This window comes from Streptomyces marispadix (assembly GCF_022524345.1).
GTDB lineage: Bacteria > Actinomycetota > Actinomycetes > Streptomycetales > Streptomycetaceae > Streptomyces > Streptomyces marispadix.
This window is the reverse complement of the sequence record NZ_JAKWJU010000002.1, coordinates 2,252,526-2,278,715: the sequence shown is the minus strand read 5'-3', so window position 1 is coordinate 2,278,715 and position 26,190 is coordinate 2,252,526. Positions and strand designations below refer to the sequence as shown.

General features: G+C 71.3%; 20 protein-coding genes and 2 pseudogenes. 12 read left to right on the top strand and 10 right to left on the bottom strand.

Annotated features, from left to right (window positions below):
• The first annotated feature begins 61 nt into the window (after positions 1-61).
• The gene (locus MMA15_RS09640) at positions 62-1,015 is read left to right on the top strand and encodes a LysR family transcriptional regulator (protein WP_443732549.1); all 954 of its coding nucleotides are present in this window, start codon (positions 62-64) and stop codon (positions 1,013-1,015) included.
• A gap of 51 nt (positions 1,016-1,066) precedes the next feature.
• On the opposite strand, the gene MMA15_RS09635 is transcribed toward MMA15_RS09640, so the two are convergent.
• Entirely contained in the window at positions 1,067-2,536 is a 1,470-nt protein-coding gene (locus tag MMA15_RS09635; RefSeq protein ID WP_241058698.1) for a type III PLP-dependent enzyme domain-containing protein, read from the bottom strand.
• 138 nt (positions 2,537-2,674) lie between these two features.
• Between MMA15_RS09635 and hutU the strand changes: the two genes are divergently transcribed.
• The 4 genes from hutU to hutI all read left to right on the top strand — a co-directional run bounded on the left by hutU (position 2,675) and on the right by hutI (position 8,626).
• On the top strand, positions 2,675-4,369 hold the full coding sequence (gene hutU, locus MMA15_RS09630) for a urocanate hydratase (protein WP_241058697.1): 1,695 nt from the start codon (positions 2,675-2,677) through the stop codon (positions 4,367-4,369).
• Between the two features lie 215 nt (positions 4,370-4,584).
• Positions 4,585-5,826 (top strand): allantoate amidohydrolase, encoded by a 1,242-nt coding sequence (locus MMA15_RS09625; protein ID WP_241063110.1) that lies wholly within the window; start codon positions 4,585-4,587, stop codon positions 5,824-5,826.
• The gene (locus MMA15_RS09620) at positions 5,823-7,268 is read left to right on the top strand and encodes a formimidoylglutamate deiminase (protein WP_241058696.1); all 1,446 of its coding nucleotides are present in this window, start codon (positions 5,823-5,825) and stop codon (positions 7,266-7,268) included. The genes MMA15_RS09625 and MMA15_RS09620 overlap by 4 nt, the downstream gene beginning before the upstream one ends.
• Positions 7,269-7,447: 179 nt before the next feature.
• A complete protein-coding gene (gene hutI / locus MMA15_RS09615; protein ID WP_241058695.1) occupies positions 7,448-8,626 on the top strand; it encodes an imidazolonepropionase in 1,179 nt (392 codons plus the stop codon).
• Between the two features lie 127 nt (positions 8,627-8,753).
• Here hutI and MMA15_RS09610 read toward each other — a convergent pair whose 3' ends face one another.
• The gene (locus MMA15_RS09610; RefSeq protein ID WP_241058694.1) at positions 8,754-9,725 is read right to left on the bottom strand and encodes an RNA polymerase sigma factor SigF; all 972 of its coding nucleotides are present in this window, start codon (positions 9,723-9,725) and stop codon (positions 8,754-8,756) included.
• Between the two features lie 260 nt (positions 9,726-9,985).
• Between MMA15_RS09610 and MMA15_RS09605 the strand changes: the two genes are divergently transcribed.
• Together MMA15_RS09605 and MMA15_RS09600 are read left to right on the top strand one after the other, a co-directional pair.
• The gene (locus tag MMA15_RS09605) at positions 9,986-10,366 is read left to right on the top strand and encodes an STAS domain-containing protein (RefSeq protein WP_241058693.1); all 381 of its coding nucleotides are present in this window, start codon (positions 9,986-9,988) and stop codon (positions 10,364-10,366) included.
• A 626-nt stretch (positions 10,367-10,992) separates the two neighbouring features.
• A pseudogene (locus tag MMA15_RS09600) lies at positions 10,993-11,490 on the top strand (ATP-binding protein); the annotation flags it as partial.
• A 115-nt stretch (positions 11,491-11,605) separates the two neighbouring features.
• Here MMA15_RS09600 and MMA15_RS09595 read toward each other — a convergent pair.
• From MMA15_RS09595 to MMA15_RS09585, 3 genes and pseudogenes are all read right to left on the bottom strand, one after another.
• A complete protein-coding gene (locus MMA15_RS09595; RefSeq protein WP_241058692.1) occupies positions 11,606-12,808 on the bottom strand; it encodes a dipeptidase in 1,203 nt (400 codons plus the stop codon).
• 7 nt (positions 12,809-12,815) lie between these two features.
• Positions 12,816-13,343, bottom strand: a pseudogene (gene purE, locus MMA15_RS09590) (5-(carboxyamino)imidazole ribonucleotide mutase); the annotation flags it as partial.
• Positions 13,340-14,566 (bottom strand): 5-(carboxyamino)imidazole ribonucleotide synthase, encoded by a 1,227-nt coding sequence (locus tag MMA15_RS09585; RefSeq protein ID WP_241063109.1) that lies wholly within the window; start codon positions 14,564-14,566, stop codon positions 13,340-13,342. The gene MMA15_RS09585 and the pseudogene purE, both read right to left, overlap by 4 nt.
• Before the next feature lie 281 nt (positions 14,567-14,847).
• Between MMA15_RS09585 and MMA15_RS09580 the strand changes: the two genes are divergently transcribed.
• Positions 14,848-15,384, top strand: coding sequence for a GtrA family protein (locus MMA15_RS09580; RefSeq protein ID WP_241058691.1), 537 nt, complete (start codon positions 14,848-14,850; stop codon positions 15,382-15,384).
• Here the strand turns inward: MMA15_RS09580 and MMA15_RS09575 are convergent.
• Both MMA15_RS09575 and MMA15_RS09570 read right to left on the bottom strand, forming a co-directional pair.
• Entirely contained in the window at positions 15,298-16,581 is a 1,284-nt protein-coding gene (locus MMA15_RS09575; RefSeq protein ID WP_241058690.1) for a sensor histidine kinase, read from the bottom strand. The genes MMA15_RS09580 and MMA15_RS09575 overlap by 87 nt on opposite strands.
• A 25-nt stretch (positions 16,582-16,606) precedes the next feature.
• Complete coding sequence (locus MMA15_RS09570) at positions 16,607-17,287, bottom strand: response regulator transcription factor (RefSeq protein ID WP_241058689.1); 681 nt, start codon at positions 17,285-17,287, stop codon at positions 16,607-16,609.
• Positions 17,288-17,833: 546 nt separating this feature from the next.
• On the opposite strand from MMA15_RS09570, the gene MMA15_RS09565 reads away from it, so the two are divergent.
• Together MMA15_RS09565 and MMA15_RS09560 are read left to right on the top strand one after the other, a co-directional pair.
• The gene (locus MMA15_RS09565) at positions 17,834-19,339 is read left to right on the top strand and encodes a peptide MFS transporter (protein WP_241058688.1); all 1,506 of its coding nucleotides are present in this window, start codon (positions 17,834-17,836) and stop codon (positions 19,337-19,339) included.
• A gap of 169 nt (positions 19,340-19,508) precedes the next feature.
• Positions 19,509-20,657, top strand: coding sequence for an alpha/beta hydrolase (locus tag MMA15_RS09560; protein ID WP_241058687.1), 1,149 nt, complete (start codon positions 19,509-19,511; stop codon positions 20,655-20,657).
• A 111-nt stretch (positions 20,658-20,768) separates the two neighbouring features.
• Here the strand turns inward: MMA15_RS09560 and MMA15_RS09555 are convergent, their stop codons facing one another.
• Complete coding sequence (locus tag MMA15_RS09555) at positions 20,769-21,956, bottom strand: acyl-CoA dehydrogenase (RefSeq protein WP_277400123.1); 1,188 nt, start codon at positions 21,954-21,956, stop codon at positions 20,769-20,771.
• A 204-nt stretch (positions 21,957-22,160) separates the two neighbouring features.
• Here MMA15_RS09555 and MMA15_RS09550 point away from each other — a divergent pair, with 204 nt between their 5' ends.
• Positions 22,161-23,513, top strand: a complete 1,353-nt coding sequence (locus MMA15_RS09550; RefSeq protein ID WP_241058685.1) for a UDP-glucose dehydrogenase family protein — start codon at positions 22,161-22,163, stop codon at positions 23,511-23,513.
• Between the two features lie 231 nt (positions 23,514-23,744).
• Here the strand turns inward: MMA15_RS09550 and MMA15_RS09545 are convergent, their stop codons facing one another.
• The gene (locus tag MMA15_RS09545) at positions 23,745-24,299 is read right to left on the bottom strand and encodes a CGNR zinc finger domain-containing protein (RefSeq protein ID WP_241058684.1); all 555 of its coding nucleotides are present in this window, start codon (positions 24,297-24,299) and stop codon (positions 23,745-23,747) included.
• Positions 24,300-24,375: 76 nt separating this feature from the next.
• Between MMA15_RS09545 and MMA15_RS09540 the strand changes: the two genes are divergently transcribed.
• On the top strand, positions 24,376-24,753 hold the full coding sequence (locus MMA15_RS09540; RefSeq protein WP_241058683.1) for a VOC family protein: 378 nt from the start codon (positions 24,376-24,378) through the stop codon (positions 24,751-24,753).
• A 91-nt stretch (positions 24,754-24,844) separates the two neighbouring features.
• Here the strand turns inward: MMA15_RS09540 and MMA15_RS09535 are convergent, their stop codons facing one another.
• Complete coding sequence (locus MMA15_RS09535; RefSeq protein ID WP_241058682.1) at positions 24,845-26,059, bottom strand: LCP family protein; 1,215 nt, start codon at positions 26,057-26,059, stop codon at positions 24,845-24,847.
• Positions 26,060-26,190: the final 131 nt, after the last annotated feature.

Sequence of the window (26,190 nt, the reverse complement as noted above, 5' to 3'; positions counted from 1 at the left end):
GCCGGGAGCGATCGTTCAGGTCCAGGTTCGATTTCTTCACCGAATCGTGTACAACGGCTACATGATTGATCTGCGACGCCTCACCGTGCTCCGCGCCATAGAGCAGTACGGCACGGTGACGGCGGCGGCCGGGGCCGTGCATCTGACGCCCTCGGCCGTCTCACAGCAAGTACGGCAGCTCGGCCGCGAGTTGGGCGTGACGCTGCTGAAACCCCAGGGGCGGCGGGTGCGCCTGACGGAGGCCGCGCAGGCGCTGCTCAGGCACGCCGACTCCATGGAGGAGCTGTGGCAGCGCGCCGAGGCCGAGCTGCACGCCACGGCCGTGGGGGAGCCGAGCGGAGTGCTTCGCGTCGCCGGTTTCCCGACGGCCGCGTCGGCCCTGCTCGTGCCCCTCGCCGTACGGCTTCAGCAGCAGTGGAGCGCGCTGACGGTGAAGGTGCGGGAGGCCGAGCCTCTCGACTGCTTCGACCTGCTGTTCTCAGGTGAGACGGATCTGGCCGTCGTGGAGGCGATGACGGACAATCCGCCCCTCGACGACGGCCGCTTCGACCAGCGGCCCCTGCTGGACGACCCGTTCGACCTGATCACCACCGCCGGTCACGAGGTCCGCGAGCCGGGGCCCGCGCTGGAGGACCTCGCGTCCGAGCCCTGGATCATCGGCATGCCCGGAGTCGGCTGCTCCGCACGGCAGTTGGTGCTGGCCGCGTGCCGCAGCGCCGGATTCGCGCCGTCGGTCGCGCACGAGGCGAGGAGAGTGGAGCGTGGTCGCCACGCTCGTCGCCCACGGGCTCGGCATCGCCCTGGTGCCGCGCCTCGCCCCGCTGCCCCCGCATCTGAATCTGGTACGTACGCCGCTGACCGGCCGGTACGTACCCTCGCGACGCTTCCTCAGCGTCACACGGCGGGGCAGCGACGGCCATCCCGCCATCGCCGCCGCGCTCGGTCTGCTGACGGAGCTGGCCGAGAAGCAGGTGGTGCAAGCGGCCTGACCGGACCTCGAACGGCCGCCCCGTGAAAGGGAGTCCGGGACCGCAGTTCGGGACCGAGTTCCAGACCCTCCCTGGGCTCACGCGTCCCGCAGCGCCTCCCGCAGCGCGTCCCGGTGCGCTCCGCCCGAGTCCGCGACGATCTCCTCCAGCGACTGGGGCTCGCGCACGGTCGTGAACCGCACCCCGTCCCCGCCGGCCGTAAAGCCGTAAATCCCCGGCCGTGGAAGCGAGTTGTAGCCGAACGGGTTGGAGAAGTAGTACGCGCCGGTGTCCAGCAGCGCCGCGTAGTCGCCCGCTTCCAGGCGCGGCAGCAGGCGTCCGCGGGCGACCAGATCCCCCGCGAAGCAGCACGGCCCGGCGACGTCCTGCTCGACCGCGCCCGCGCCGCCCGCGCCGTGTGCCGTGTCTCCGCCCTTGGGCGCTCCCTGTGCGTCGTATGCCGCGACCCGCAGCGGCCAGGCCTCCGGCGTGAAGACCGTACGTACCGCGATCTGCGCCCCCGCATGGGTGACGGCGATGTGCCGCCCGCCCGCGGACTTCGCGTACTCCACGCGGGCGAGAACCGTGCCCGCCTTCGCCAGCAGCGACCGCCCGAACTCGGTGACGATGCCGTACCGGCCGTCGAAGAGCCCGGGGACCGTGTCCGCCAGCAGCCGTGCGTACTCCTCGAAGGTCGGGGTGATCTCGTCGCTGCCGAAGTTGACCGGGAGGCCGCCGCCCAGGTCGAGGGTGTCGATCTGCCGCCTGCCCACCGCGGAGTTGATCTCCTCCGCCAGCTCGTAGGTGGCCAGCGCGCCCTGTGCCATCAGCTTCAGCGGCATGCCCTGGGACCCCACGTGGGAGTGGAGCCGCGTCAGCCAGGGGCGCTCCCGGTAGGCCCTTACGACCCACTCGCGCGCACCGGGGTCGCCGAGGGCCACTCCGAACTTCGAGGTGGCGGTCGCGGTGCTCATCGCGCCGATGGAGCCCTCCCCGATCTGCGGGTTGATACGCAGGCCCAGCGGTGAGGGCGCGGGCCCGCCGGGGGTGATCAGCTCGTCGAGGCGGGCGAGTTCCTCCGGGTTGTCGGCGTTGAGGGCGATGCCGAGACCGAGGGCTTCGCGCAGCTCGCCGACGGTCTTCGCGGGGGAGTCCAGCACCGTATGCGCGGCCGGTACGCCTGCCGCCCGGGCCAGGGCCAGTTCACCGGGGCTGGCGACCTCGCAGCCGATGCCCTCGCCGTCGAGCAGGCGCAGCACGGGCACCAGTGAGGCGGCCTTGACGGCGAAGGTGTGCAGAACGGGACGGCCGGGGGCGGCCACGCCCTCGAAGGCCGTGCGGAGCGCTGCCGCCGCCTCCCGTATCGCCCGTATGTCGAGGAGCGCGGCGATCGGCTGCCCGTCGCCTGTGACCAGGCCCTGCTCCACGGCGGCACGTACGGCGAGGTCGCGCCGGGCGCCCAGGGTCTCGCCCCGGGCCCCGGGCCCGGCGGTCTCCCGTGCCGCCCCTGTGCTCCCGGTCTCCCCGGGTTTCCCGGTGTCGTCTGCGGTGCTGCTGAAGTCGTGCATACGTCAAGCCAAACACGTCGGCCTCTGCCAGGGGTGTGGACCACTTGCGATATTGACTAGTTCTATTCACACCGTAGAGTGTGTGAATAATTGACGTCGGGGGAGTCGGGACAGGCACACGGCAGGGAGGCACGGGAGATGTCAGGACCGCGACCCGTAAGGGCGCCACGCGGCAGCGAACCGAGTGCCCGTGGGTGGCCCCAGGAAGCCGCCCTGCGGATGCTTCAGAACAATCTCGACCCGGAGGTCGCCGAGCACCCCGACAAGCTCGTCGTCTACGGAGGGACCGGCAAGGCGGCGCGGGACTGGGAGTCGTTCGACGCCATGGTCCGCACCCTGCGCACCCTCGAAGGCGACGAGACGATGCTGGTGCAGTCGGGCCGCCCCGTCGGCGTCATGCGCACCCACGAGTGGGCGCCGCGCGTGCTGATCGCCAACTCCAACCTCGTCGGCGACTGGGCGAATTGGGAGGAGTTCCGGCGGCTGGACGCCCTCGGGCTCACCATGTACGGGCAGATGACGGCCGGTTCGTGGATCTACATCGGAACGCAGGGCATTCTCCAGGGCACTTACGAGACGTTCGCCGCCGTGGCCGCGAAGAGGTTCGGCGGCACCCTCGCCGGCACCGTCACGCTGACGGCCGGGCTCGGCGGCATGGGCGGCGCTCAGCCCCTCGCCGTGACGATGAACGGCGGCGTCGCGATCTGCGTGGAGTGCGATCCGTCCCGCATCGAGCGCCGCATCGGCCACGGCTATCTGGACGTACGTGCCCATTCGCTCGACCACGCACTGGAGTTGGCGGCGAAGGCCCGCGACGAGCGGCGCCCGCTCTCGATCGGCGTGCTGGGCAACGCCGCCGAGGTGGTGCCCGAACTGCTGCGGCGTGGCGCCCCCGTCGACATCGTGACCGACCAGACCAGCGCCCACGACCCGCTGTCGTACCTTCCGGCGGGCGTCGACTTCGACGACATGGCGCGCTACGCGGCGGACAAGCCCGCCGACTTCACTCTGCGGGCACGCGAGTCGATGGCCCGCCATGTGGAGGCCATGGTCGGCTTCATGGACGCGGGAGCCGAGGTCTTCGACTACGGCAACTCCATCCGCGGCGAGGCCCGGCTCCACGGCTATGAGCGCGCGTTCGACTTCCCCGGCTTCGTACCGGCGTACATCCGGCCGCTGTTCTGCGAGGGCAAGGGCCCCTTCCGCTGGGCGGCCCTCTCCGGCGATCCGAAGGACATCGCGGCCACGGACCGCGCTCTGCTCGAACTCTTCCCGGAGAACGAGTCGCTGGCGCGCTGGCTCAGGCTCGCCGGTGAACGGGTGCACTACCAGGGGCTGCCCGCCCGGATCTGCTGGCTCGGCTACGGTGAACGCGACCGTGCGGGCGAACGCTTCAACGACATGGTGGCGAGCGGGGAGTTGAGCGCTCCGGTGGTGCTCGGGCGCGACCATCTGGACTGCGGATCGGTGGCCTCCCCGTACCGGGAGACCGAGGCGATGCGCGACGGCTCGGACGCCATCGCCGACTGGCCGCTGCTGAACGCCATGGTCAACGCGTCCTCCGGCGCGACATGGGTCTCCATCCACCACGGCGGCGGCGTCGGCATGGGCCGCTCGCTGCACGCCGGCCAGGTCACGGTCGCCGACGGCACGCCGCTCGCGGGCGAGAAGCTGCGCCGGGTGCTGACGAACGACCCGGGCATGGGCGTCGTACGGCATGTGGACGCGGGATACGAGCGCGCCGAGGAGATCGCGTCGGAGCGGGGCGTACGGGTGCCGATGCGGGAGACCGGAGAAGGCACGGCGAGCCGGGAAGGCGGAGAGGGCGCATGACCGCCGAGGACGCGGAACCGGCGGCGCCCGCGAACCCGGCGGCGCCCGCGAACCCGGCGGCGGGCGCGGGCAGTTCGGGCTCGGGCAGCGCTGACGCGGCGCAAGCGGCGGCCTCGGCGGCCTCGGGGGCCTCGGGGAATTCTGTGAGCGGCGCGCGCAGCGGGCGCGCGGGCGCGAACGGCGCCCCGTCGGCCGAGCCCGCCTCGTTCCACGAGATGTGGCGGGACCTCGCCCCGGTGGGCCGTCACGACCCGACCGGCGGCTACCGCCGCTACGCATGGACGGGCGCGGACGCCGACTGCCGCGCCTGGTTCCGTACGCAGGCCGAAGCTCGTGGCCTCGCCTGCGAGACGGACCGCAACGGCAACCAGTGGGCGTGGCTCGGTGCGCGCACCGTCGGCGACATCGCGCCCGGGGAGGCCGTCGTCACCGGTTCCCATCTGGACTCGGTGCCCGACGGCGGCGCCTTCGACGGGCCGCTGGGCGTGGTCTCCGCGTTCGCCGCGCTCGACGAACTACGGGCGCGTGGCGCGCAGTTCACCGCGCCCCTCGGCATCGTCAACTTCACCGACGAGGAGGGCGCCCGCTTCGGGCTCGCCTGTGTCGGCTCCCGGCTCAGCGTGGGCGGACTGACCCGTGAGCAGGCACACGAGCTGCGCGACTCCGGCGGCACCACGCTGGCGCAGGCCATGGAGCGCGCAGGCCACGACCCCGACGCCATCGGGCCCGACCCCGAACGCCTCGCCCGCATCGGTGCGTTCGTCGAACTCCACATCGAGCAGGGACGCGCCCTCGCCGACCCGGCTGCGCTCGCCTCCCAGGGCGTGGACAGCGGCCCGCAGGGGTGCCCCGTCGGCGTGGCCTCCGCGATCTGGCCGCACGGGCGCTGGCGGTTCGACTTCCACGGCGAGGCCAACCACGCGGGCACCACGCGCCTTGAGGACCGCCGCGACCCGATGCTCACCTACGCCGCCACCGTGCTCGCCGCCCGCGAGGAGGCACGACGCACCGGCGCACTCGCCACGTTCGGAAAGGTCGCGGCCGAACCCAACGGCGTCAACGCCGTGCCGTCCCTCGTGCGCGGCTGGCTCGACTCCCGCGCCGCCGACGAGGAGACGCTCGCCGCGGCCGTCGCCGCCATCGAGGGCGCCGCCACCCGGCGCGGGCAGGCGGACGGCGTCCATGTGCGCGTCACCCGTGAATCCCGCACGCCCGTCGTGGAGTTCGCACACGGACTGCGCGACCGGATCGCCCGGCGGCTCGGCGGGGCGCCGCTGCTGCCCACCGGCGCCGGACACGACGCGGGCATCCTCTCCGGGACCGTGCCGACCGCGATGCTGTACGTGCGCAACCCCACCGGTGTCTCGCACTCGCCCGCCGAACACGCCCGCGAGGACGACTGCGTGGCCGGAGTGCGGGCCCTGACCGACGTGCTCGAAGGGCTGGCCTGCCGATGACGCCGCCGTCCGCGAAGCCCTCGTCCGCGAAGCCCTCTTCCACGGCTTCCCCGTCCCAGACGTCCCGTTCGGCGGCGTCCCCCGCCCCTTCGCGCACGTACTGGTGCTCCCTGGCCTGGCTCAACGGGACGGTCGAGCCGGACGTCCTCGTCGAGACCGGCGGCGACGGCCGGATCACCGCCGTACGCACGGGAGTCGGCGCCCCGCCCCAGGGCGCCGAACCGCTGCGCGGGCTCACCGTCCCGGGCCTCGCCAACGCCCATTCGCACGCCTTCCACCGTGCGCTGCGCGGCACCGTCCAGGTCGGCTCCGGCACGTTCTGGACGTGGCGCGAGATGATGTACCAGGTCGCGAGCCGCCTCACCCCCGACTCCGCCTACGACCTGGGCCGTGCCGTGTACGCCGAGATGGCGCTGGCGGGCATCACCTGCGTCGGGGAGTTCCACTACCTCCACCACGCGCCCGGGGGCCGTCCCTACGACGACCCCAACGCCATGGGCCACGCCCTCATCGCCGCCGCCGCCGACGCGGGCATCCGCATCACCCTGCTCGACACGGCGTATCTGGCCTCCGGGTTCGGACGCGGCGGCCGGGGCGAGCCGCCCGGCCGCCAGCAGTCGCGCTTCTCCGACGGCACGGCCGCGGCCTGGGCCGAACGGGCGTCCTCGCTGCGCGCCGACGAGAACGGGCACGCACGTATCGGTGCCGCGATCCACTCCGTACGGGCCGTCCCCGCAAGGGAGTTGAGCCCGGTGGCTCAGTGGGCGGAGGAGCGCTCCGCGCCGCTGCACGTCCATCTCTCCGAGCAGACCGCCGAGAACGACGCCTGCCAGGAAGCACACGGCTGCACCCCGACGCGGCTGCTCGCCGACCACGGCGTCCTCGGCCGCCGTACGACGGCCGTCCACGCCACCCATCTCACCGGCGAGGACGTCAAGTTGCTCGGCGACGCCTCCGTCGGAGTGTGCATGTGCCCCACCACCGAACGCGACCTGGCCGACGGCATCGGCCCCGCCCCCCGGCTGGAACGCGCGGGCGCCACCCTGTCCCTGGGCAGCGACAGCCACGCCGTCGTCGACCTGCTGGAGGAGGCGCGGGCCCTGGAACTCGACGAGCGCCTGCGCACCCGCACCCGCGGCCACTGGACGGCGGCCCAACTGCTGCGCGCCGCAACGGAGGACGGGCACCGCACACTCGGCTGGCCCGAGGCGGGCCGCCTGGAGGCGGGCATGCTCGCCGACTTCACGACGGTGGCGACCGACTCGGTACGCACCGTGGGGCCCGCGCCGCGCATGGCCGCCGAGGCCGCGGTCTTCTCGGCCACCGCCGCCGACATCCGCCACACCGTCGTGGGCGGACGCCATGTGGTCCGCGACGGGCGGCACGCATACGTACAGGACGTCCCCGCGGCTCTCGCCGAGGCGATCGGTGCCCTGCACTGAGCCGCGGGAACCGGGCCCCGGCCGCGAGCCTCCAGGCACGGCGACGACCCCGACTCGTCCGGCGCGGGCGGAAGTCGGCCGGCGCGACCGACCGGCCCCCGTACGCACACCCGACACCGAGCCGCTGGACGCCCGCGCCGCCGATCCCTCCATACCGACGAGGAGCGAGGAAGCCCCACATGACCAGCACCGTCGTCACTGACATCCGCACCCTGGTGACCAACGACCCCGCCCTCGGCGACGGAAGCCCACTCGGCCTCGTCGAGAACGCCGCCGTCGTGCTCGACGGCGAACACATCGCCTGGGTGGGCCCCGCCGCCGACGCCCCCGCCGCCGACGCCCGTTACGACGCCGGGGGCCGGGCCGCGCTCCCCGGCTACGTCGACTCCCACTCGCATCTGCTCTTCGGCGGTGACCGCACCGCCGAGTTCAACGCCCGCATGTCCGGGCGCCCTTACACCGCGGGCGGCATCCGTACGACCGTCGCCGCGACCCGCGAGTCGACCGACGACGAACTCGCCCGCAATCTGCGGCACTTCCTCGACGAGGCCTGCCGCCAGGGCACAACGACCATGGAGACCAAGTCCGGTTACGGCCTCTCCCCGGAGCAGGAGTCCCGCGCGCTGCGCGTCGCCGCCGAGCACACCGACGAGGTCACCTACATGGGCGCCCACGTCGTGGCCCCCGAGTACGCCGACGACCCCGACGGCTACGTGGCACTCGTCACCGGGCCCATGCTGGACGCCTGCGCCCCGTACGCCCGTTGGATCGACGTCTTCTGCGAGAAGGGCGCGTTCGACGGCGACCAGGCGCGTGCCGTCCTCACCGCCGGCAAGGCGAAGGGCCTCACGCCCCGCATCCACGCCAACCAGCTCTCGCACGGCCCCGGCGTCCAGTTGGCCGTCGAACTCGGTGCTGCCTCCGCCGACCACTGCACACACCTCAGCGACGCGGACGTCGACGCACTCGCCGCCGCGGACGACACCGTCGCCACGCTGCTCCCCGGCTGCGAGTTCTCCACCAGGGCCGTCTATCCGGACGCCCGCCGCCTGCTGGACGCGGGCGCCACCGTCGCACTCTCCACCGACTGCAACCCCGGCTCGTCGTTCACCTCGTCGATGGCCTTCTGCGTGGCCGTCGCCGTACGGGAGATGGGCATGACGCCGGACGAGGCCGTCTGGTCCGCCACCGCGGGCGGCGCCCGCGCGCTGCGCCGCACCGACGTAGGACGCCTCACCCCCGGGGCGCTCGCCGATCTGACGTTGCTTGACGCCCCGTCGCATGTCCATCTGGCCTACCGGCCGGGGGTTCCGCTCACCGCCCGCGTCTGGCACCGGGGGACGCCGCTCGCGGTGTGAGCACCCAGCACGGCGATGCGGGCCGCACTACGAAGCGGGCCGTCCCGGTGTCGACCGGGGTGGCCCGCTTACGAGTCGGAGTTGCGAGGCGGAGTCCTGGATGCGGCGCCGCGTGACGCGGCTCGCCTCACTCCTCGATCATCAGACCCTTGCGCAGTCTGTTCAGCGTCCGTGACAGCAGCCGCGAGACATGCATCTGGGAGATGCCGAGTTCCTCGCCGATCTCGCTCTGCGTCATGTTGGCGACGAAGCGCAGCGACAGGATCGTACGGTCGCGGGCGGGGAGTTCGGCGATCAGCGGCTTGAGGGACTCGACGTACTCGATGCCCTCCAGCCCGTTGTCCTCGTAGCCGATGCGGTCCGCGAGCGCGCCCTCGGTGTCGTCCTCCTCGGGCTGGGCGTCGAGGGAACTGGCGGTGTAGGCGTTGCTCGCCGCCATGCCCTCGACGACCTCCTCGACGGAGATGTCGAGCCGCTCGGCCAGTTCCTCCATCGTCGGTGCGCGGTCGAGGTTCTGGGCGAGTTCGTCGCCGGCCTTCGCCAGGTCCAGGCGCAGCTCCTGAAGACGGCGCGGAACCCGTACCGACCAGGAGGTGTCACGGAAGAAGCGCTTGATCTCGCCGACGATCGTCGGCATCGCGAACGTCGGGAATTCCACACCACGTTCAAGCTCGAAGCGGTCGATCGCCTTGATCAGGCCGATGGTTCCGACCTGGACGATGTCCTCCATCGGCTCGCTGCGGGAGCGGAAGCGGGAGGCGGCGAACTTCACCAGCGCCAGGTTGAGTTCGACGAGCGTGTTGCGCACGTAGGCGAACTCGTGGGTGCCCTCCTCCAGCTTCTCCAGCCGCTTGAAGAGGGTCTTCGACATGGCCCGCGCGTCGACAGGGCCCACCTCGTCGTACGGTGGGATCTCCGGGAGCTGGAGCTGGTCGAAGATCTCCTCGACCGTTTCCTGGCTCGTGGGTTCCGGCACCTGGACCAGGCCGGGCTGCTCCGCGCCGAGTTGTTCCGGTATGAGTTGCTCGCTGCCGAGCTGCTCCGGAACGACCGGGTCGGTGGGGGCGTCCGGTATCCCCTGATCGAGCCTGGGTGACATGGTGGTGTCCTCCGTCATCTCGGCATATGGCTGCCGAAGCCGTGCCGTGCACTACGAGGGTGCGGCGCCTCCAATGCCGACGTGTTTCTGTATTCCTATACGCCTACCCGCTCGCGTACGGGCATGGCAAGTGCTAAATGTCCGAATTTGCGCCAATGTGTGGGTTGTTCGTCTACCGGTAGTGCCGGTGAAGGCGTAGGGTTCGAGTCGTTTCACGGGGGCAGAAGAAGACGGCGCTTTTGCGATCAAGAGGGGTGTGCATGGACCGCGGGATGCCCGGCAGCACGAGCCGGGGTCGGCTGACGGTCGACGTACGGCACCAGGGGGGCAGTGCCGTCGTGACGCCCGAGGGTGAGCTGGACCACCACACCGCGGATCTGCTCAGCGACGCGCTGGAGCAGGCGATCGCGGCCGGCGGCAGCCGCCTGGTGGTGGACTGCGCGGGGCTGGAGTTCTGCGACTCAACGGGGCTCAACGTCCTGCTCGGGGCGCGGCTCAAGGCCGAGGCCGCCGGAGGAGGCGTCCATCTGGCGGGCATGCTGCCCGTCGTCGCCCGGGTCTTCGAGATCACGGGCGCGGGCGCCGTGTTCACCCTCCACGACGACCTCGACGCGGCGCTCGCCGATGTGGCGGAGGCGTGATGCGGATTACGGCTTGTGTGTACGAGACGCAACGCACGAGTTACACGTGTCACATCAGTAGGTCCGATTCAGTGGGTGTTCTCACGGACCCGTAGGGCAGGAGATTCTCTGAGTCAGCCACATGGAGAGTCAGAACACTCCCGAGCTGCCCGCTGCTACGGCGTGCGGCGACGAGAGGCACTATCGGTGATCGGTGAGGTGAACCGCTGATGAGCACCACCCGGCCGTCTCCGGCGGGCGACTGCGGTCCGGAGCCCGAGGGCCCCGCGACGGCGGCAGCCGCCTCCGGGGCCGGGAGCGCCGGGGGCGGAGCCATGACGGGTGGGCCGGGAGCGTCGTCCGCGGCCTCGGCCTCTGCTGCGTCCACCTCTGCTGCGTCCACCTCTGCCGCGTCCGCCGCCTCGTCGGCCTCCGCGGCATCGGGCACTGCCGCCTCGGGCACCCCGGGCGGACCGGAGCACTCCGGGGCGCAGGGCAGGACGGCTCACACCGATCAGACCGACGACTCGGGGCGTGCCGGTCAGGGCGGCCCCGCGGGCAGGAGCGCACCCTCCTCGTCCGGTCCCTCATCCTCCGGCCCCGCCGCCTCCCGCCCCTCGTCGTCCGCTGCCGCTTCGCCCGCCGCACCGTCGGGCCCGGAGCACGAGGCCGGTCCTGCGACGGCCCGGCAGCCCGGGAAGTCGGCGAGTGAAGAGGCCGGGGAGGGGCGGCCGATGCGGCAGGTGCGCAGACTGCGCCTGGTCGGCGTCGCCGGTGCCGTGCCCCGCGCCCGCGACTTCGTACGCCAGGCGCTACAGGACTGGGGCTGGCTGCCTGCCGCCACCGGTGATCAGCGTGCCGCCGCCGAGGACGTGCTGCTGGTCGTCTCGGAGTTGGTGACGAACGCCTGCCTGCACGCGGACGGGCCCGAGGAGTTGCGCGTAGGCAGCGGCTCCGAGGTGCTGCGCCTGGAGATCGTCGACCAGGGGAGCGGCTCGCCCGCGCCGCGTACGCCCCACCGTGCCGGACGCCCCGGCGGGCACGGCATGTTCATCGTCCAGCGGCTCTGCCTGGACTGGGGCGTCGTACGCAACCCCGAGGGCATGGGCAAGACGGTCTGGGCCGAACTGGCCGCGCCCGGCTGAGCGTTGACCGGCCGCCGAGCCTTCACCGGCGGCCGAGCGCTGACGGCCGACGCCCTGCCTCCCGGCCGATCCGTCCCTACGCCCCTCCCCGCGCGCCTTCGCGACGAGAGGCGCCCTAGCCGTCCAGCGCGCCGATCGTCGCGACCGACGGCGCGCGCCGACCGCGTAGTTCACGCGAGACCGCTTGCGCGTCCCCCAGCACACGCACCGCGTTCCGCCACGTCAGCTTCGCCAGATCCTCAACCGACCAGCGGCGGCGCAGCAGTTCGGCCACGAGGTTCGGATAGCCGGAGACGTCCTCCAACTGCGCCGGCAGGAACGCCGTGCCGTCGAAGTCGCCTCCGATGCCGAGATGGTCGATGCCCGCGACCTCGCGCATATGGTCCAGATGGTCCGCGACGGTGCCCGCGTCCGCGATCGGACGCGGATGCTCCTCCTCGAAGGCGCGGAGCACGCGCATCCCCTCCTCGCCCGTGTCCAGCGGATCGAGGCCGTGCGCCCGCATGTTGTCGTCGGCCGCCTTCGTCCAAGCGACGGCCTCCGGCAGCACGAACTTCGGAACGAAGGTGGCCATCGCCACGCCGCCGTTGCGCGGCAGCGCCTCCAGCACGTCGTCGGGGATGTTGCGCGGGTGGTCGCAGACAGCGCGTGACGAGGAGTGCGAGAAGATCACGGGCGCCTCGCTCACGCGCAGCGCGTCCCGCATCGTGGAGGCGGCGACATGGGAGAGGTCGACGAGCATCCCGGACCGGTTCATCTCCCGTACGACCTCCTCGCCGAAGCGGGTGAGGCCGCCGTGGCTCGGCTCGTCGGTCGCGGAGTCCGCCCAGTCGGTGTTGTCGTTGTGCGTGAGCGTCATATAGCGCACGCCCAGCTCGTGCAGAGCACGCAGCGTGGCAAGGGAGTTGGCGATCGAGTGCCCGCCCTCGGCGCCCATCAGCGAGGCGATGCGGCCCTCGGAGCGCGCCGCCTCGATGTCGCCCGCGGTCAGGGCCAGCCGCAGATCGGCCGGGTATGCGGCTGCCAACTGCCGTACGACGTCGATCTGTTCGAGGCACGCGCTGACCGCGGCGTCCCCCGCCAGCTCACAGCTCACGTACACCGACCAGAACTGCCCGCCCACGCCGCCCGCCCGCAGCCGCGGAATGTCGGTGTGCAGATGGGCCGACTGGTCGCGGGAGACGTCGCGCCGCGAGATGTCGTAGGAGACCTGTGTACGCAGTGCCCACGGCAGGTCGTTGTGGCCGTCCAGCACGGGGTGCTCGGCGAGGAGTCCGCGCGCACGCTCCAGCAGGCTCTCCGCGGAGTCCGCCGTCATCAGCTCCCCCGAAGCCGAAGCCGGTCCTGCCCGCTTCGACCTTGCTGCGCAGCCGACGGCCCTTCTCGGTGGCCTCCTCGTTCAGCTCCTGCTGGAACTTGCGCATGCGCTCCTGGAGTTCGGGGTCCTGCGCCGCGAGCATCCGTACGGCCAGCAGGCCGGCGTTGCGGGCGCCGCCCACCGAGACCGTGGCGACGGGCACGCCCGCGGGCATCTGCACGATGGACAGCAGCGAGTCCATGCCGTCGAGGTACTTCAGCGGCACCGGCACGCCGATGACCGGCAGCGGCGTCACCGACGCGAGCATGCCCGGCAGATGGGCGGCGCCGCCCGCGCCCGCGATGATGACGCGCAGTCCGCGCTCGGCGGCCTCCTCGCCATAGGCCACCATCTCCCGCGGCATGCGGTGCGCGGAGACGACGTCGGCCTCGTACGCCACCTCGAACTCGTCCAGCGCCTTCGCGGCTTCCTCCATGACCGGCCAGTCGGAGTCGGAGCCCATGACGAGGCCGACGAGCGGGGTTCCATTCGTCATTCGGTGATCGTTCCTCGCAGGTATCCGGCGGCGTGTGCGGCGCGTTCGCGCACGTCGTCCAAGTCGTCGCCGTAGGTGTTGACGTGGCCGACCTTACGGCCGGGCTTCACGTCCTTGCCGTACATGTGGATCTTCAACCGCGGGTCGCGTGCCATGCAGTGGCGGTACGCCGAGTACATGTCCGGGTAGTCGCCGCCCAGTACGTTCGCCATCACGGTCCAGCGGGCGCGTGGGCGCGGATCGCCCAGCGGCAGGTCCAGCACGGCACGCAGATGGTTGGCGAACTGCGAGGTGACCGCCCCGTCCTGGGTCCAGTGGCCGGAGTTGTGCGGGCGCATCGCCAGCTCGTTCACCAGCACGCGCCCGTCGTGCGTCTCGAACAGCTCCACCGCCATGTGCCCCACGACGCCGAGCTCGTCGGCGATCCGCAGCGCCAACTCCTGTGCCCGTACGGCTTCTTCGCCGGGAAGGCCGGGTGCGGGCGCGATCACCGTGTCGCAGACGCCGCCCACCTGCACGGACTCGACGACGGGATAGGCGACGGCCTGCCCGTGCGGCGAGCGCACCACACAGGCCGCGAGCTCGCGTGCGAAGTCGACCTTCTCCTCGGCCAGTACGGGCACCCCCGCCTTGAAGGGCTCCGCCGCCTCGTCGCGGCTGCGTACGACCCAGACGCCCTTGCCGTCGTAGCCGCCGCGCACGGTCTTCAGCACCACGGGCACGGGGAAGGCGCCGTCCGCGGGGACTTGGGCCGCGGTGCCGCTGCCTTCGCCACTGCCCGCGACGCTGGTTCCGCTGCCTGTGCCGCCGTCCGGACCGTCGCCGCCAGGGCTTGAGATCTCCTGTGCGAAGGCCGCCGTGTCCGCGGGGTCCCGCACGACGCGGTGCCGCGGGCAGGGCACCCCGATGCCGTCGAGCCGCGCCCGCATCACGCCCTTGTCCTGTGCGTGCACGAGCGCGTCGGGGCCCGGCCGTACGGCGACGCCGTCCGCCTCCAGCGCCCGAAGATGCTCGGTGGGCACATGCTCGTGATCGAAGGTGATCACGTCGCAGCCCCGCGCGAATTCGCGCAGGGTGCCCAGATCGCGGTGGTCGCCGACCACCACGTCGTGCGCCACCAGCGCCGCCGAGTCCTGCGGTGCGCCGGAGAGAAGCCTGAATCTGATGCCTAGCGGAATGCCCGCTTCGTGAGTCATGCGGGCTAGCTGGCCGCCACCGACCATGCCGACTACGGGGAACGTCACAACCTCAGCGTATCCGTACGGCGTCTACCCCTGTGCGCGGCGGGTGACCGGCGGGCAGCGACCGGCATCGAGGCTCACGGTGCGCGGCAGGACCGCCCCGGCGGCCCCCTGAGGCGTACCTTCGTGTCCTTCGTGCCGACGCGCCGCCGGTGGCCCGCCCGCCACGGGCCCGGCTCGGCTGCACTGCGACAGCGGAGCGGCGCTGGTTAGCATGTGGCGCGGGGGACGGACGACGGCGACCGGAACGGGGCAGCGGCACTATGGGTGACTGGAGCGCAGCGCGCACGCTGAGAGGTCTGCGCAGCCGGCTCGAACGTCTCGTCCGCGAGGTCGCGAAGTTCGGAGCGGTCGGCGCGGTGGGCTTCCTGGTCAACGTGGCCGTCTTCAACCTGTGCATCCACACGCTCCAGTTGGCGCCCATCCGCTCCGGTGTGATCTCCCAGCTCGTCGCGATCGTCACCAACTACCTCGGCAACCGCTACTGGACGTACCGGCACACCGACAAGCGCCGCATGCACCGCGAGACCGTGCGGTTCTTCTTCTTCAGCGGCATCGCGCTCGTCATCGAGAACGCCGTGCTCGCCGTCTCCCACTACGGGATGGGCTACACCTCGCCGCTCGCCGACAACATCGCCAAGAACGTCGTCGGCCTCGGCATCGGCACCGTCTTCCGCTTCTGGACGTACCGCACTTGGGTCTTCGTATCCGGCTCAGGCCGCGTTCTCGCCCGCTCCCGTTCCAGGAACGGTCTCCCGGCTGAGGAAGAGAGCGAAGACCGGCGGGTGATGCTGAAGTAGCTCCAGCCGGCCGCCGTCGGCCTCCGCGAGATCGCGGGCGACGGCGAGTCCGAGACCGGTGGAGTTGTGGCCGCTCACGGTCCGTTCGAAGACGCGTGAGCCCAGCGCGGAGTCGACGCCGGGGCCCTCGTCCGTCACCTCGACCACGACCTGGTTGCCGGTGACGCGGGTACGCAGCGCGACCCGTCCCGCGCCGTGCATCAGGGAGTTCTCGATCAGCGTCGCCAGTACGCCGGCGACCGCGCCCGGCGTGCCCACGGCCTTCAGGCCAGGCTTCCCGGAACGTACGATCGCCCGCCCCGCGCTGCGATACGCCGGCTTCCACTCCTCCATCTGCTGCTTGAGCACCTCGTCGAGGTCGAAGCCGACGGCCGAAGCGGAGCGCGGATCACGGGAGTTGGTCAGCAGCCGCTGCACGACGTCCGTGAGCCGCTCCACCTGCGCAAGCGCGATCGTCGCCTCCTCCTTGACGGTCGCACGGTCCTCCGGATCGTCGGTGTCGGCGGTGGCGATGATCTCCTCCAGCCGCATCGACAGCGCGGTGAGGGGCGTACGCAACTGGTGCGAGGCGTCCGCGGCCAGGCGCCGCTCGGCGGTCAGCATCCGGCCGATACGGTCGGCGCTGCCGTCCAGCACGTCGGCCACGCGGTCCAGTTCGGGCACGCCGTAGCGCCGGTGCCGGGGGCGCGGGTCGCCCGAGCCGAGGCGTTCCGCGGTCTCCGCGAGGTCCGTGAGCGGCGCCGCGACGCGGTGCGCCTGCCGTACGGCGAGGATGGCCGCGGCGGCGACGGCCAGCAGCGCCACGGCGAGGATGATCAGCAGCGTGCGGCCCAGTTCGTCCTGCACCGAGCTGTATCCCTGCCGCACGGTGATGCGCTCCCCGTGCGCTCCCGACTGCGACGCCTCTATGACCTTGCCCTCGGGGCGCTCGCCCAGCGTGATGGTCTTCTTGCCGGGGACCTCGATGCGTACGTGCCGGTTGTGCGGGACGGCGTTGCCCATGGTCGCGGGGGAGACCTGTTCGCCTGCGACTATGCGGCTCTCCACCACGGAGACGAGCTGCACGGCCTCCGACTTCACGCCGTCACGGGCGCTGTTCTCGATGGAGCGCGACTCGACGAGGACCAGCGAGATCCCGAACACGGCGACCACGACGAGCACGACGGCGAGCGTCGAGAGAATCAGCCTGCGCCGCACGTGCAGCCCTCCACGCCGGTCGTACTCAGCTCTTCTCGAAGCGGAATCCGACGCCCCGCACGGTGGCGATGTAGCGCGGATTGGCGGCGTCGTCGCCGAGCTTCTTACGGAGCCATGAGATGTGCATGTCCAGGGTCTTCGTCGACGACCACCACGTGGTGTCCCAGACCTCGCGCATGAGCTGGTCGCGGGTGACGACGCGCCCGGCGTCCCGCACCAGCACCCGCAGCAGGTCGAACTCCTTGGCCGTGAGCTGGAGTTCCTCCTCGCCCATCCACACCCTGTGGGAGTCGACGTCGATGCGCACGCCGTGGGTGGCGGGCGGCGGCGTCGGCTCCGCCGCGGCGCCGCGCCGCAGCAGCGCACGCACACGGGCCAGCAGTTCGGCCAGCCGGAAGGGCTTGGTGACGTAGTCGTCGGCACCCGCGTCCAGGCCGACGACGGTGTCCACCTCGTCGGCGCGCGCCGTGAGGACCAGCACGGGGAAGGCGTGCCCCTCGTTGCGCAGCCGGCGGCAGACCTCCAGGCCGTCCATGCCGGGCAGCCCGAGGTCGAGCACGACCAGATCGATGCCCTCCTTGAGGCCGGCGTCGAGCGCCCCGGGGCCGTCCTCGCGCACCTCGACCTCGTATCCCTCCCGGCGCAGCGCGCGGGCGAGGGGTTCCGAGATCGCGGCGTCATCCTCGGCGAGCAGTACACGGGTCATGCGCCGATGGTAGTCCTCGTGGCCGAGGGCAAGGCCGGTCCCCGTCAACCCGCCCGGATCCTCGGCGATGCGAACTCGTTACCTTCGGATTGACTGGGAATTTACTGCTTGTACCTGTGATCCTGCTCCCAAACCCTTCCGTTACGGGCACCCATCTGACGTATGGTGAGCTGGCTTCCGGCGTGATCACCCAGGGGCGGCGCCCGGCGGGGCGGAGACCAGTACGGCGGTGATCCTGTGTCGTCGGCCATGCGAGCCCAGTGCCGTGGCCGGCCGGTCCGGCGGCGGACTTTCCGCCAAGGGGGGCGGGCGAGCACGCGCATGAGCCGGCCCCGTGATGCCCGGACTTCTCAGGAACGTCCGCCCGCAAGGGCCCACCCGCCGCTTCCCGGCCTCGGGGACCGTGCGGCGGAAGCGGCACCACAGCCACATGTCCCCAGCGCCGGGCCCTGCCGTGTGAGAAGCACGCGGGGCTCGCCGTAGGCCGGCAGCACCCCGTCGGCGTCCGGCACCGGCCCCCTTCTCACACAGCGAGGAACCCCCCACATGGCCTCCACAGCAGCGTCCAAGGACGCGTCGCAGCATCCGCCTGCGGCCGACGGCAAGACCTTCTTCGGTCACCCCCGCGGTCTCGCCACCCTCTTCATGACCGAGATGTGGGAGCGCTTCAGCTTCTACGGGATGCGCGCCCTGCTCGTCCTCTATCTGACGGCCGCCGTCACCGAGGGCGGCATGGGCATGGCCTCGGCGACCGCCGTGGCGCTCTACTCCGTCTACAACGCCACCGTCTACCTGATGGCGATGCCGGGCGGCTGGCTCGGCGACCGCGTCTGGGGCCCCCGCAAGACGGTCGCGATCTCGGCGTTCGTCATCATGATCGGTCACGCGCTGCTGGCCGTGGGCGTGGACGCCCTCTTCTTCGCCGGGCTGGTCTTCATCGGCGTCGGCTCCGGCCTGCTGAAGGCCAACATCTCCACGATGGTCGGCCAGCTCTACGCGGGCCCCAACGACCCGCGCAGGGACGGCGGATTCACCGTCTTCTACATGGGCATCAACATAGGCGCCTTCGCCGCCCCGCTCCTCATCGGCTGGGCGGGCCAGAAGGTGAGCTGGCACCTGGGCTTCGGCCTGGCCGCCGTCGGCATGGCCCTGGGCCTCATCCAGTTCCTGGTCGGCACCCGCCACCTCGCCCCCGAGTCCAGCGTCGTGCCGCAGCCGATGGACGACGAGGACCGCAGCAAGGCGATCCGCAACACCGTGATCGCCGCCGTCGTCGCGGGCGTCTTCTACGCGGCGGTCGTGCTCGCCGACCTCTTCACCATCGACTGGGTTCTGTGGCCGCTGAGCATCGCCGGTCTCGTGCTGCCGACGTACTACTTCGTACGGATGCGCCGCGACCGCGAAGTCACGGAGGACGAGCGGAAGAAGCTCAGCGGCTACATCTGGTTCTTCGTGGCCGCCGCGATCTTCTGGATGATCTTCGACCAGTCCGGCTCGACGCTGAGCCTCTTCGCCGAGAAGAGCACCGCGACCGACCTGTTCGGGATCGAGTTCCCCACGAGCTGGTTCCAGTCGGTCAACCCGCTCTGGGTGATGATCATCGCCCCCGTGCTGGCCGCCCTCTGGGTCAAGCTCGGCAGCCGCAACCCGGCCACCACCACGAAGTTCTCCTTCGGCCTCATCGGCATCGGCGTCTCCTTCGGCGTGATGATGCTGGCCATCGCCTCCGCCGACGGCGGCGCCAAGGTCACCCCGCTGTGGCTGATCACCGTGTATCTGCTTCAGACCGTCGCGGAGCTGTGCCTCTCGCCGGTCGGTCTTTCGGTGACCACGAAGCTGGCGCCCGCCAAGTACGCCAGCCAGCTCATGGGCGTCTGGTTCCTGGCCGTCACCGCGGGTGACTGCGTCTTCGCGATCGTCCAGCTCGTCATCGGCGACGCCGCGAGCAGCACCACGGGCTTCGCGGTGCAGGGCGTGATCGCGGCGCTCGCGGGCTTCGCCTTCCTGGCGGCCCGCAGGAAGGTCAACCCGTTGCTGGGCTCCGTGAAGTAGTACGGACCCAGCGCAGCGAGGCTCTGCTGCGAGGCAGTACGGCCCTCGCGCCGGAGGCCCCGGTTCCGCACCGTGCGACGCGGAGCCGGGGCCTCCGTACGTATGACCTGTGACGCACGGTCATGGAAGTGCTGTTGCGGCGCCCCACCGTGGCGCCGACGCTGGGAACGTGCGCAGCCTCCCCCTCCTGCTGGTCACGTGCCTGGCGCTGGTCTTCTGCACCTCACCGGTCGTACGGGGCGCCGCCGAGCGCCCGGGGCCGCGGGGACCGGGGGCCTACGATCCGGGCGCGGATCGTGCCGGAGCGGGCAGCCGCGAAGGGGAGGGGCCCGGGGTACACCGGCCCGGCGTACGGAAGCCCGGCGCGCAGCGGCCCGGCGTACAGCGGCCTGGCTTGCGGGTGCCCCGCCTAGGGCGTGCGGGCGTGAAGGGACGGGTGTACTCCTACGGGCCGCTGCCTCGTGAGCGCCTGATCGCCTACAGCGGCTCGGGTTCCGCCCGCCCGGGACCGCGCCGCCCCGGTGTCGTGATCGTGCACGGCGGCTTCTGGTACCAGCAGCGGTCGTCCGGCTGGAACAGATGGGCCGTGCGGATCGCGGCCACGGGCCCCGCCGTCTTCAGCCTCGAATACCGCCGCAACGTCGACGCCCCCTGGCCCGCCCAGCGCACGGACGTGCTGCGTGCCCTGCGCTGGATCAGGAAGCATGCCGACCGGCTCGGCGTGGACCCGCACAGGCTGGTGCTGCTGGGCTCCTCGGCGGGCGGACAGATCGCCACCGCCGCCGCTACGTACGGGCCGGGCCGGCGCCACCTCGCCGGCGTCGTGGCACTCTCCCCGGTGGCCGACCCGTACCGCGCATGGCGCACTCCGAAGGCTCCCGGAGGCGACCGCGCGGGCATGGCCGTACTGCGGGCCAGCGCGGCACGGCTCGCGGGCTGCGACCCCTCCGCGCCACGTCGTCAGCGAGCGGCTGGACGCGGCGGGGAGCACGCGGCTGACCGCACGCGCGACCCGAAGCTGTGCCGCCGGGCCTGGCGGGACATGTCGGCGGCCCGGCGTGCCTCGGGCGCCGACGATCCGCCGATGCTGCTCATCCACTCCCGCCACGACTTCGTACCCGTCGCGCACTCGACTGCCCTGCGCGACGCGGAACTTCGGCACGGCATGGCGGAGGACGGCGTCACGGTCATGACCGTACCGGGCGCGAAGCACGGCGGCGGGCTGATGACCTTGCCCGGCGTCGAGCGGACGGTGCTGAGCTGGATCGCGGCCAGGTCGAGCACGGCACCGCCGCCCTTCGGCCGCAACCACCGGTGAACGGACCGGACTTGGGCGGGCGCGTACACCGCCGTGCACACGCCCACGCCCGCACCCGCGCATCCGCAGGCGCGCGGACCCGAAGACCCGCGTGCCCCGACGCCCCCGCGCCTACGGCAGGTTGCGGGCCATCACGATCCGCTGTACCTGGTTCGTGCCCTCGTAGATCTGCGTGATCTTGGCGTCGCGCATCATGCGCTCGACCGGGTAGTCACGGGTGTAGCCGTAGCCGCCCAGAAGCTGCACCGCGTCGGTCGTGATCTCCATCGCCGCGTCCGACGCGTAGCACTTGGCGGCGGCGCCGAAGAACGTCAGATCCTCGTCGGGGCCACCGAGCGAGATGCGCTCGGACTTGGCCGCCGCCGCGTAAGTGAGCTGACGTGCCGCCTCCAGCTTCATCGCCATGTCGGCCAGCATGAACTGCACGCCCTGGAAGTCGCCGATCGGCTTGCCGAACTGCTTGCGCTCGGCGACGTACCCCTTGGCGTAGTCGAGCGCGCCCTGCGCGATGCCGAGGGCCTGTGCCGCGATGGTGATGCGGGTGTGGTCCAGGGTCTTCATCGCGGTGGCGAAGCCGGTGCCCTCCTCGCCGAGCATGCGGTCCGCGGGGATGCGCACGTTGTCGAGGTAGACCTCCCTGGTCGGGGAGCCCTTGATGCCGAGCTTCTTCTCCGGGGCGCCGAAGGAGACGCCCTCGTCGTCCTTCTCCACGACGAACGCGGAGATGCCCTTGGTGCGCTTGTCCGGGTCGGTCACCGCCATGACCGTGTAGTAGTCCGAGACACCGGCGTTGGTGATCCAGCGCTTCACGCCGTTGAGCACGTAGTGGTCGCCGTCGCGTACGGCCTTGGTCTTCATCCCGCCCGCGTCGGAACCGGCGTCCGGCTCGCTCAGGCAGTACGAGAACATCGCTTCGCCGGCGGCGAGCGGCGTGAGATACCGCTTCTTCAGCTCCTCCGAGCCGGAGAGCACCACCGGCAGCGAACCGAGCTTGTTGACCGCGGGAATCAGCGAGGACGAGGCGCAGACCCGGGCGACCTCCTCGATGACGATGACGGTCGCGAGCGCGTCGGCGCCCGCACCGCCGTAGGACTCCGGCACGTGCACGGCGTGCAGGTCGTTGGCCTCCAGCGCGTCCCGGGCCTCCTGGGGGAAGCGGCCCTCCTCGTCCACTTCGGCGGCGAAGGGCGCGATCTTCGCCTCGGAGAGGGCGCGCACCGACTCCCTGAGCATGTCGTGCTCTTCGGACGGCCGGTAGAGACCGAAGTCAGCGGCTGCGCTTTTTCCCGATGGCGCCAAGGTTTCTCACTCCTCATCAGCGGTGCTGTCCGGATACGGCGAAGGGCATTGCTAATTACCGTTAAGTAACCCGATTCTAGGGCCCGCTGCCCGGCCCGGGATACGTGAGTTTCGCGACAGGCGGCCCCCGATATGCTGCGCGGGCAGCGTTTTACCGGAGCGTGCGGACCGTCGTCGAAGTCGTCCTACAGGAGCAACCCAACCATGGCCAACAGGGCTCCGCTCAAGATCACAGTGATCGGTACCGGCTATCTCGGCGCCACGCATGCCGCCGCCATGGCCGAACTCGGCTTCGAGGTCCTGGGGCTGGACATCTCGCCCGAGAAGATCGCGATGCTGGAACGCGGCGAGACCCCGATGTACGAGCCGGGGCTGGAGGAGCTGCTGCGCAGGCACGTCGCGGGGTTCCCGGACTCCAGCGGGCGGCTGCGCTTCACCACGTCCTACGAGGAGGTGGGCGAGTTCGGCGACGTCCACTTCATCTGCGTCAACACCCCGCAGAAGCACGGCGAGTACGGCTGCGACATGAGCTACGTCGACAGCGCCTTCGAATCGCTCGCGCGCCATCTGCACCGCCCCGCCCTGGTCGTGGGCAAGTCGACGGTGCCGGTGGGCAGCGCCGAGCGGCTCGCGACCGCGCTGGCCGAGCTGGCCCCCGTGGGCGAGGACGCCGAACTGGCCTGGAACCCGGAGTTCCTGCGCGAGGGCTTCGCCGTCGAGGACACCCTCCACCCGGACCGCATCGTCGTAGGCGTACGGAGCGAGAAGGCCGAGCGGTTGCTGCGCGAGGTCTATGCGACGCCGCTCGCGGAGGGCTCGCCCTTCGTCGTCACCGACTTCCCGACCGCGGAGCTGGTGAAGACCTCCGCCAACTCCTTCCTCGCCACGAAGATCTCCTTCATCAACGCCATGGCCGAGGTCTGCGAGGCGGCCGACGGCGACGTGGTCAAGCTCGCCGAGGCCATCGGGTACGACGACCGCATCGGGAAGAAGTTCCTGCGCGCCGGGATCGGCTTCGGCGGCGGCTGCCTGCCGAAGGACATCCGCGCATTCATGGCCCGCGCGGGCGAGTTGGGCGCGTCCCAGGCGCTGACGTTCCTGCGCGAGGTCGACTCCATCAACATGCGGCGCCGGGCGCAGATGGTCGAACTGGCCCGTGAGGCCGTCGGCGGGACTCTCCTGGGCACCCGCATCGGCGTCCTCGGGGCCACCTTCAAGCCCGACTCCGACGACGTACGGGACTCGCCCGCGCTGAACGTCGCCGGTCAACTGCACCTACAGGGCGCCCAGGTGACCGTCTACGACCCGAAGGGCATGGAGAACGCCCGCGCGGTCTTCCCCACCCTGCGGTACGCGCCGAGCGCGCTGGAAGCCGTACGGGGCGCGGACGCGGTGCTGCATCTGACGGAGTGGCGCGAATTCCAGCAGCTCGACCCGGCGGCGCTGGGCGAGGTCGTGGCGGTCCGCCGCGTACTGGACGGCCGCAACACGCTGGACCCGGCGCTCTGGCGCAAGGAGAACTGGACGTTCCGCGCCCTGGGCCGCCCGACGGCATAGCGCCCGAGGCTTTTTAGCGCCCGACGGCGTAGGGCGACGTGTCCGGGGCGTGCTGCGCCGGGTGCCGGGCGCCCACGCCCTTGCCGCCGTCCCCGGCGAACCGCTTCGGCGGCGCCCCAACTGCCGTAAAGGCGAAGCGACTTGACGCCTGGCCCGGTCCGGCTCCGGTTCGGCTCCGGCTCGACTTCGGTTCAGCGCCGGATACCGCCGGCCAGCACCGACTAACGCCGACTAGCGACGCTTCGCCCGGTACGTCCGCATCTTCGCCCTGCTCCCGCACACCGCCATCGAGCACCACCGCCCCCGGCCCGCCGGGCTGCGGTCGTAGAAGACCCACAGGCAGTCGCACGCCTCGCACGCCTTGAGACGCTGCCAGGTGCCGTCCGCCTCCGCCGTCGCGATGCCGACCGCGATACGGGCGGTCAGCAGCGGAAGCCCGGAGAGCCCCTTCGCGGGACGCAGCTCCGCACGGCCCGCCGCGTCCACGTCCACCGTGAGCGGCGCCTCCGCCAGCAGTCGCCGCAGCGCCTCGGATGCGGCCGGCTCCATGTCCGTGCCCGTGTGCGCCAGGCACGCCGCGCGCAGCGCCTCCCGCAACTCGCGCATCCCGTCGAGTTCCTCGGCCGCCTTGTGCTCCCCGCCGCCGAGGCCCTCGACGCCGTGACGCCGTGCGAAGCGGGCGACGCCGCCCGGCGCGGCGAGTGCGTCCTCGCCCGTCTCGACGTCGAGCGTGTTCGTGAGCTCCCGCACCAGTACGAGTGCTTCCGGGGGCGATCGGTCCGTCACTCTTGCAACGTTACCGATGAACGGCCATCATCTGGTAACTGAGAGCGTTACCGGTTGACGACATCAAGGGGTAACAATGGCCATCGCCAGCATGAACACCGTCGTTCTCGACTGTCCCGACACACGCCGCCTCGCCGAGTTCTACGCGGGCGTCCTCGACTGGACCGTGGAGCCGGGCGGCACGAAGGAGTGGGTGGACGTCGCCGGCCCCGACGGGCAGCGGCTCTCCTTCCAGGAGTCGCCCGGATTCATTCCGCCGCAGTGGCCGAGCCTGGAGCACGCCCAGCAGCTGCACCTGGATCTGGACGTGCCGAGGGAGCGCCTGGACGCGGCGGAGAAAGAGGTGATCGAACTGGGTGCCCGGCTGGTCCAGGGCGACGACGGAGGCAAGCGGGGCTTCCGCGTCTATCTGGACCCTGCCGGGCACCCGTTCTGTCTGTGCGCCTGTGACTGAGGGCGGCCCGGCCGGCTGCGGCCGGCGGCGCCCGTGCGGGGGCGGCGCTCATGAGGAGCGGCGGTCGGCGTGACGCCTGGCCGCCGCCGCCTCAGCGGTCGGAGGTGACCGTGACCGTCTCGTCGTTCTTGAGCTGCTGCGTGAGCTTCTGCACCTTGGCCTTGTCCCACTGAAGCGAACCGGCCGGTGCGGGCCCGGAGATGGGCATGTTCATCCGCTTGCCCTCGCCGCTGTTGACGTCCTTCATCGCGAAGAACATCGAGCCCAGGTTCCACAGGCTCATGTCCTTGTCGACGACGAGGGTGTCGAGGCCCGCACCCATGGTCGGGTACAGCCTGAAGGGGTTGAGGACCGTCCCGGGCGTCGCCGTCTGGTTGGCCAGCGCCGCGAGGAACTTCTGCTGGTTCTTCGTACGTCCCAGGTCGCTGTCGCCGGTGCCCGCGTGCCGGTTGCGCACGAAGGACAGGGCCTGCTTGCCGTCGAGGACCTGCTTGCCCTTCTTGAAGTCCGCCCCGGAGTTCTTGTCCTTGATGTCCTGCGGGATGTTCATCTCGACGCCGCCGACCGCGTCCACGATCTGCGCGAAGCCGCCGAAGCCGATCTCCGCGTAGTGGTCGATCTTCAGCCCGGTGTTGTGCTCGACCGTACGGACGAGAAGCGGCGCACCGTCCTGCGAGTACGCGGCGTTCAGCTTGGTCTGCTGGGTGTTGTCGTAGTGCTTGCCGGACTTCGACCCGGTGAACGGCGGGATCGTGACCCACGAGTCACGCGGCAGCGAGATCAGCGTCGGGCCGCCGCTGCCGACGTGCAGGATCATCATCGAGTCGGTCCGCTTGCCCGCCGCCGAGCCCGTGTGCAGCTCCTGCTTCTCCTGCGCGGACAGGCCCTCGCGGCTGTCGGAGCCGACGATCAGGTAGTTGGTGCCCTCGCCCGTCTCCGGACGGTCCTCGACGATGCTGAGGTCTACCTCGCGGCGCAGCTTGGAGTCGGCCCAGAAGTAGGTACCGACCGCCCAGGCCAGCAGGACGACCACGAGGGATATGATCACCGTCTTCGCACGGGGTCCGCGCCGCCTCCGCGGCTCGTCGTACGGCTCGTAGTCGTCGTAGCCGCGGTTGCCGCCGCCGTAGACCTGCCCGGTGCTGTATCCGGAGTCGTAACCGGCGCCCGGGTCGTCGTAGTACCCGGGCTGCCCGCCGTAGCCCGGGTCATAGCCGCCCCTCGACTGCGGCGGCACGCCTCTGTGGGCTCGCGGGCTGCCGTACCTGTCGTGTGAGTCGTTGTATCCACCGGGCCAGTCAGTCATGGGGGGCAGTCTGCCTTGACCCGCCCGGAGGAACACAGCCCGGGGGCGAGATCGGACAGATGCTGTAGCCGTTCTGATGCAAAGGCACTGTTCGCCCCCTGTTCGGCCCCGGTACGGCCACGGGCCGGTCA

Excerpts from the sequence above, each read along its gene's own strand:
- MMA15_RS09580 (WP_241058691.1), top strand. The coding sequence starts at position 14,848 with ATGGGTGACTGGAGCGCAGCGCGCACGCTGAGAGGTCTGCGCAGCCGG.
- MMA15_RS09620 (WP_241058696.1), top strand. The coding sequence starts at position 5,823 with ATGACGCCGCCGTCCGCGAAGCCCTCGTCCGCGAAGCCCTCTTCCACG.
- MMA15_RS09625 (WP_241063110.1), top strand. The coding sequence starts at position 4,585 with ATGTGGCGGGACCTCGCCCCGGTGGGCCGTCACGACCCGACCGGCGGC.
- MMA15_RS09635 (WP_241058698.1), bottom strand. The coding sequence starts at position 2,536 with ATGCACGACTTCAGCAGCACCGCAGACGACACCGGGAAACCCGGGGAG.
- MMA15_RS09550 (WP_241058685.1), top strand. The coding sequence starts at position 22,161 with ATGGCCAACAGGGCTCCGCTCAAGATCACAGTGATCGGTACCGGCTAT.
- MMA15_RS09570 (WP_241058689.1), bottom strand. The coding sequence starts at position 17,287 with ATGACCCGTGTACTGCTCGCCGAGGATGACGCCGCGATCTCGGAACCC.
- MMA15_RS09595 (WP_241058692.1), bottom strand. The coding sequence starts at position 12,808 with ATGACGGCGGACTCCGCGGAGAGCCTGCTGGAGCGTGCGCGCGGACTC.
- hutU (WP_241058697.1), top strand. The coding sequence starts at position 2,675 with ATGTCAGGACCGCGACCCGTAAGGGCGCCACGCGGCAGCGAACCGAGT.
- MMA15_RS09565 (WP_241058688.1), top strand. The coding sequence starts at position 17,834 with ATGGCCTCCACAGCAGCGTCCAAGGACGCGTCGCAGCATCCGCCTGCG.
- MMA15_RS09610 (WP_241058694.1), bottom strand. The coding sequence starts at position 9,725 with ATGTCACCCAGGCTCGATCAGGGGATACCGGACGCCCCCACCGACCCG.
- MMA15_RS09535 (WP_241058682.1), bottom strand. The coding sequence starts at position 26,059 with ATGACTGACTGGCCCGGTGGATACAACGACTCACACGACAGGTACGGC.
- MMA15_RS09640 (WP_443732549.1), top strand. The coding sequence starts at position 62 with ATGATTGATCTGCGACGCCTCACCGTGCTCCGCGCCATAGAGCAGTAC.
- MMA15_RS09585 (WP_241063109.1), bottom strand. The coding sequence starts at position 14,566 with ATGGTCGGTGGCGGCCAGCTAGCCCGCATGACTCACGAAGCGGGCATT.
- hutI (WP_241058695.1), top strand. The coding sequence starts at position 7,448 with ATGACCAGCACCGTCGTCACTGACATCCGCACCCTGGTGACCAACGAC.
- MMA15_RS09605 (WP_241058693.1), top strand. The coding sequence starts at position 9,986 with ATGGACCGCGGGATGCCCGGCAGCACGAGCCGGGGTCGGCTGACGGTC.
- MMA15_RS09540 (WP_241058683.1), top strand. The coding sequence starts at position 24,376 with ATGGCCATCGCCAGCATGAACACCGTCGTTCTCGACTGTCCCGACACA.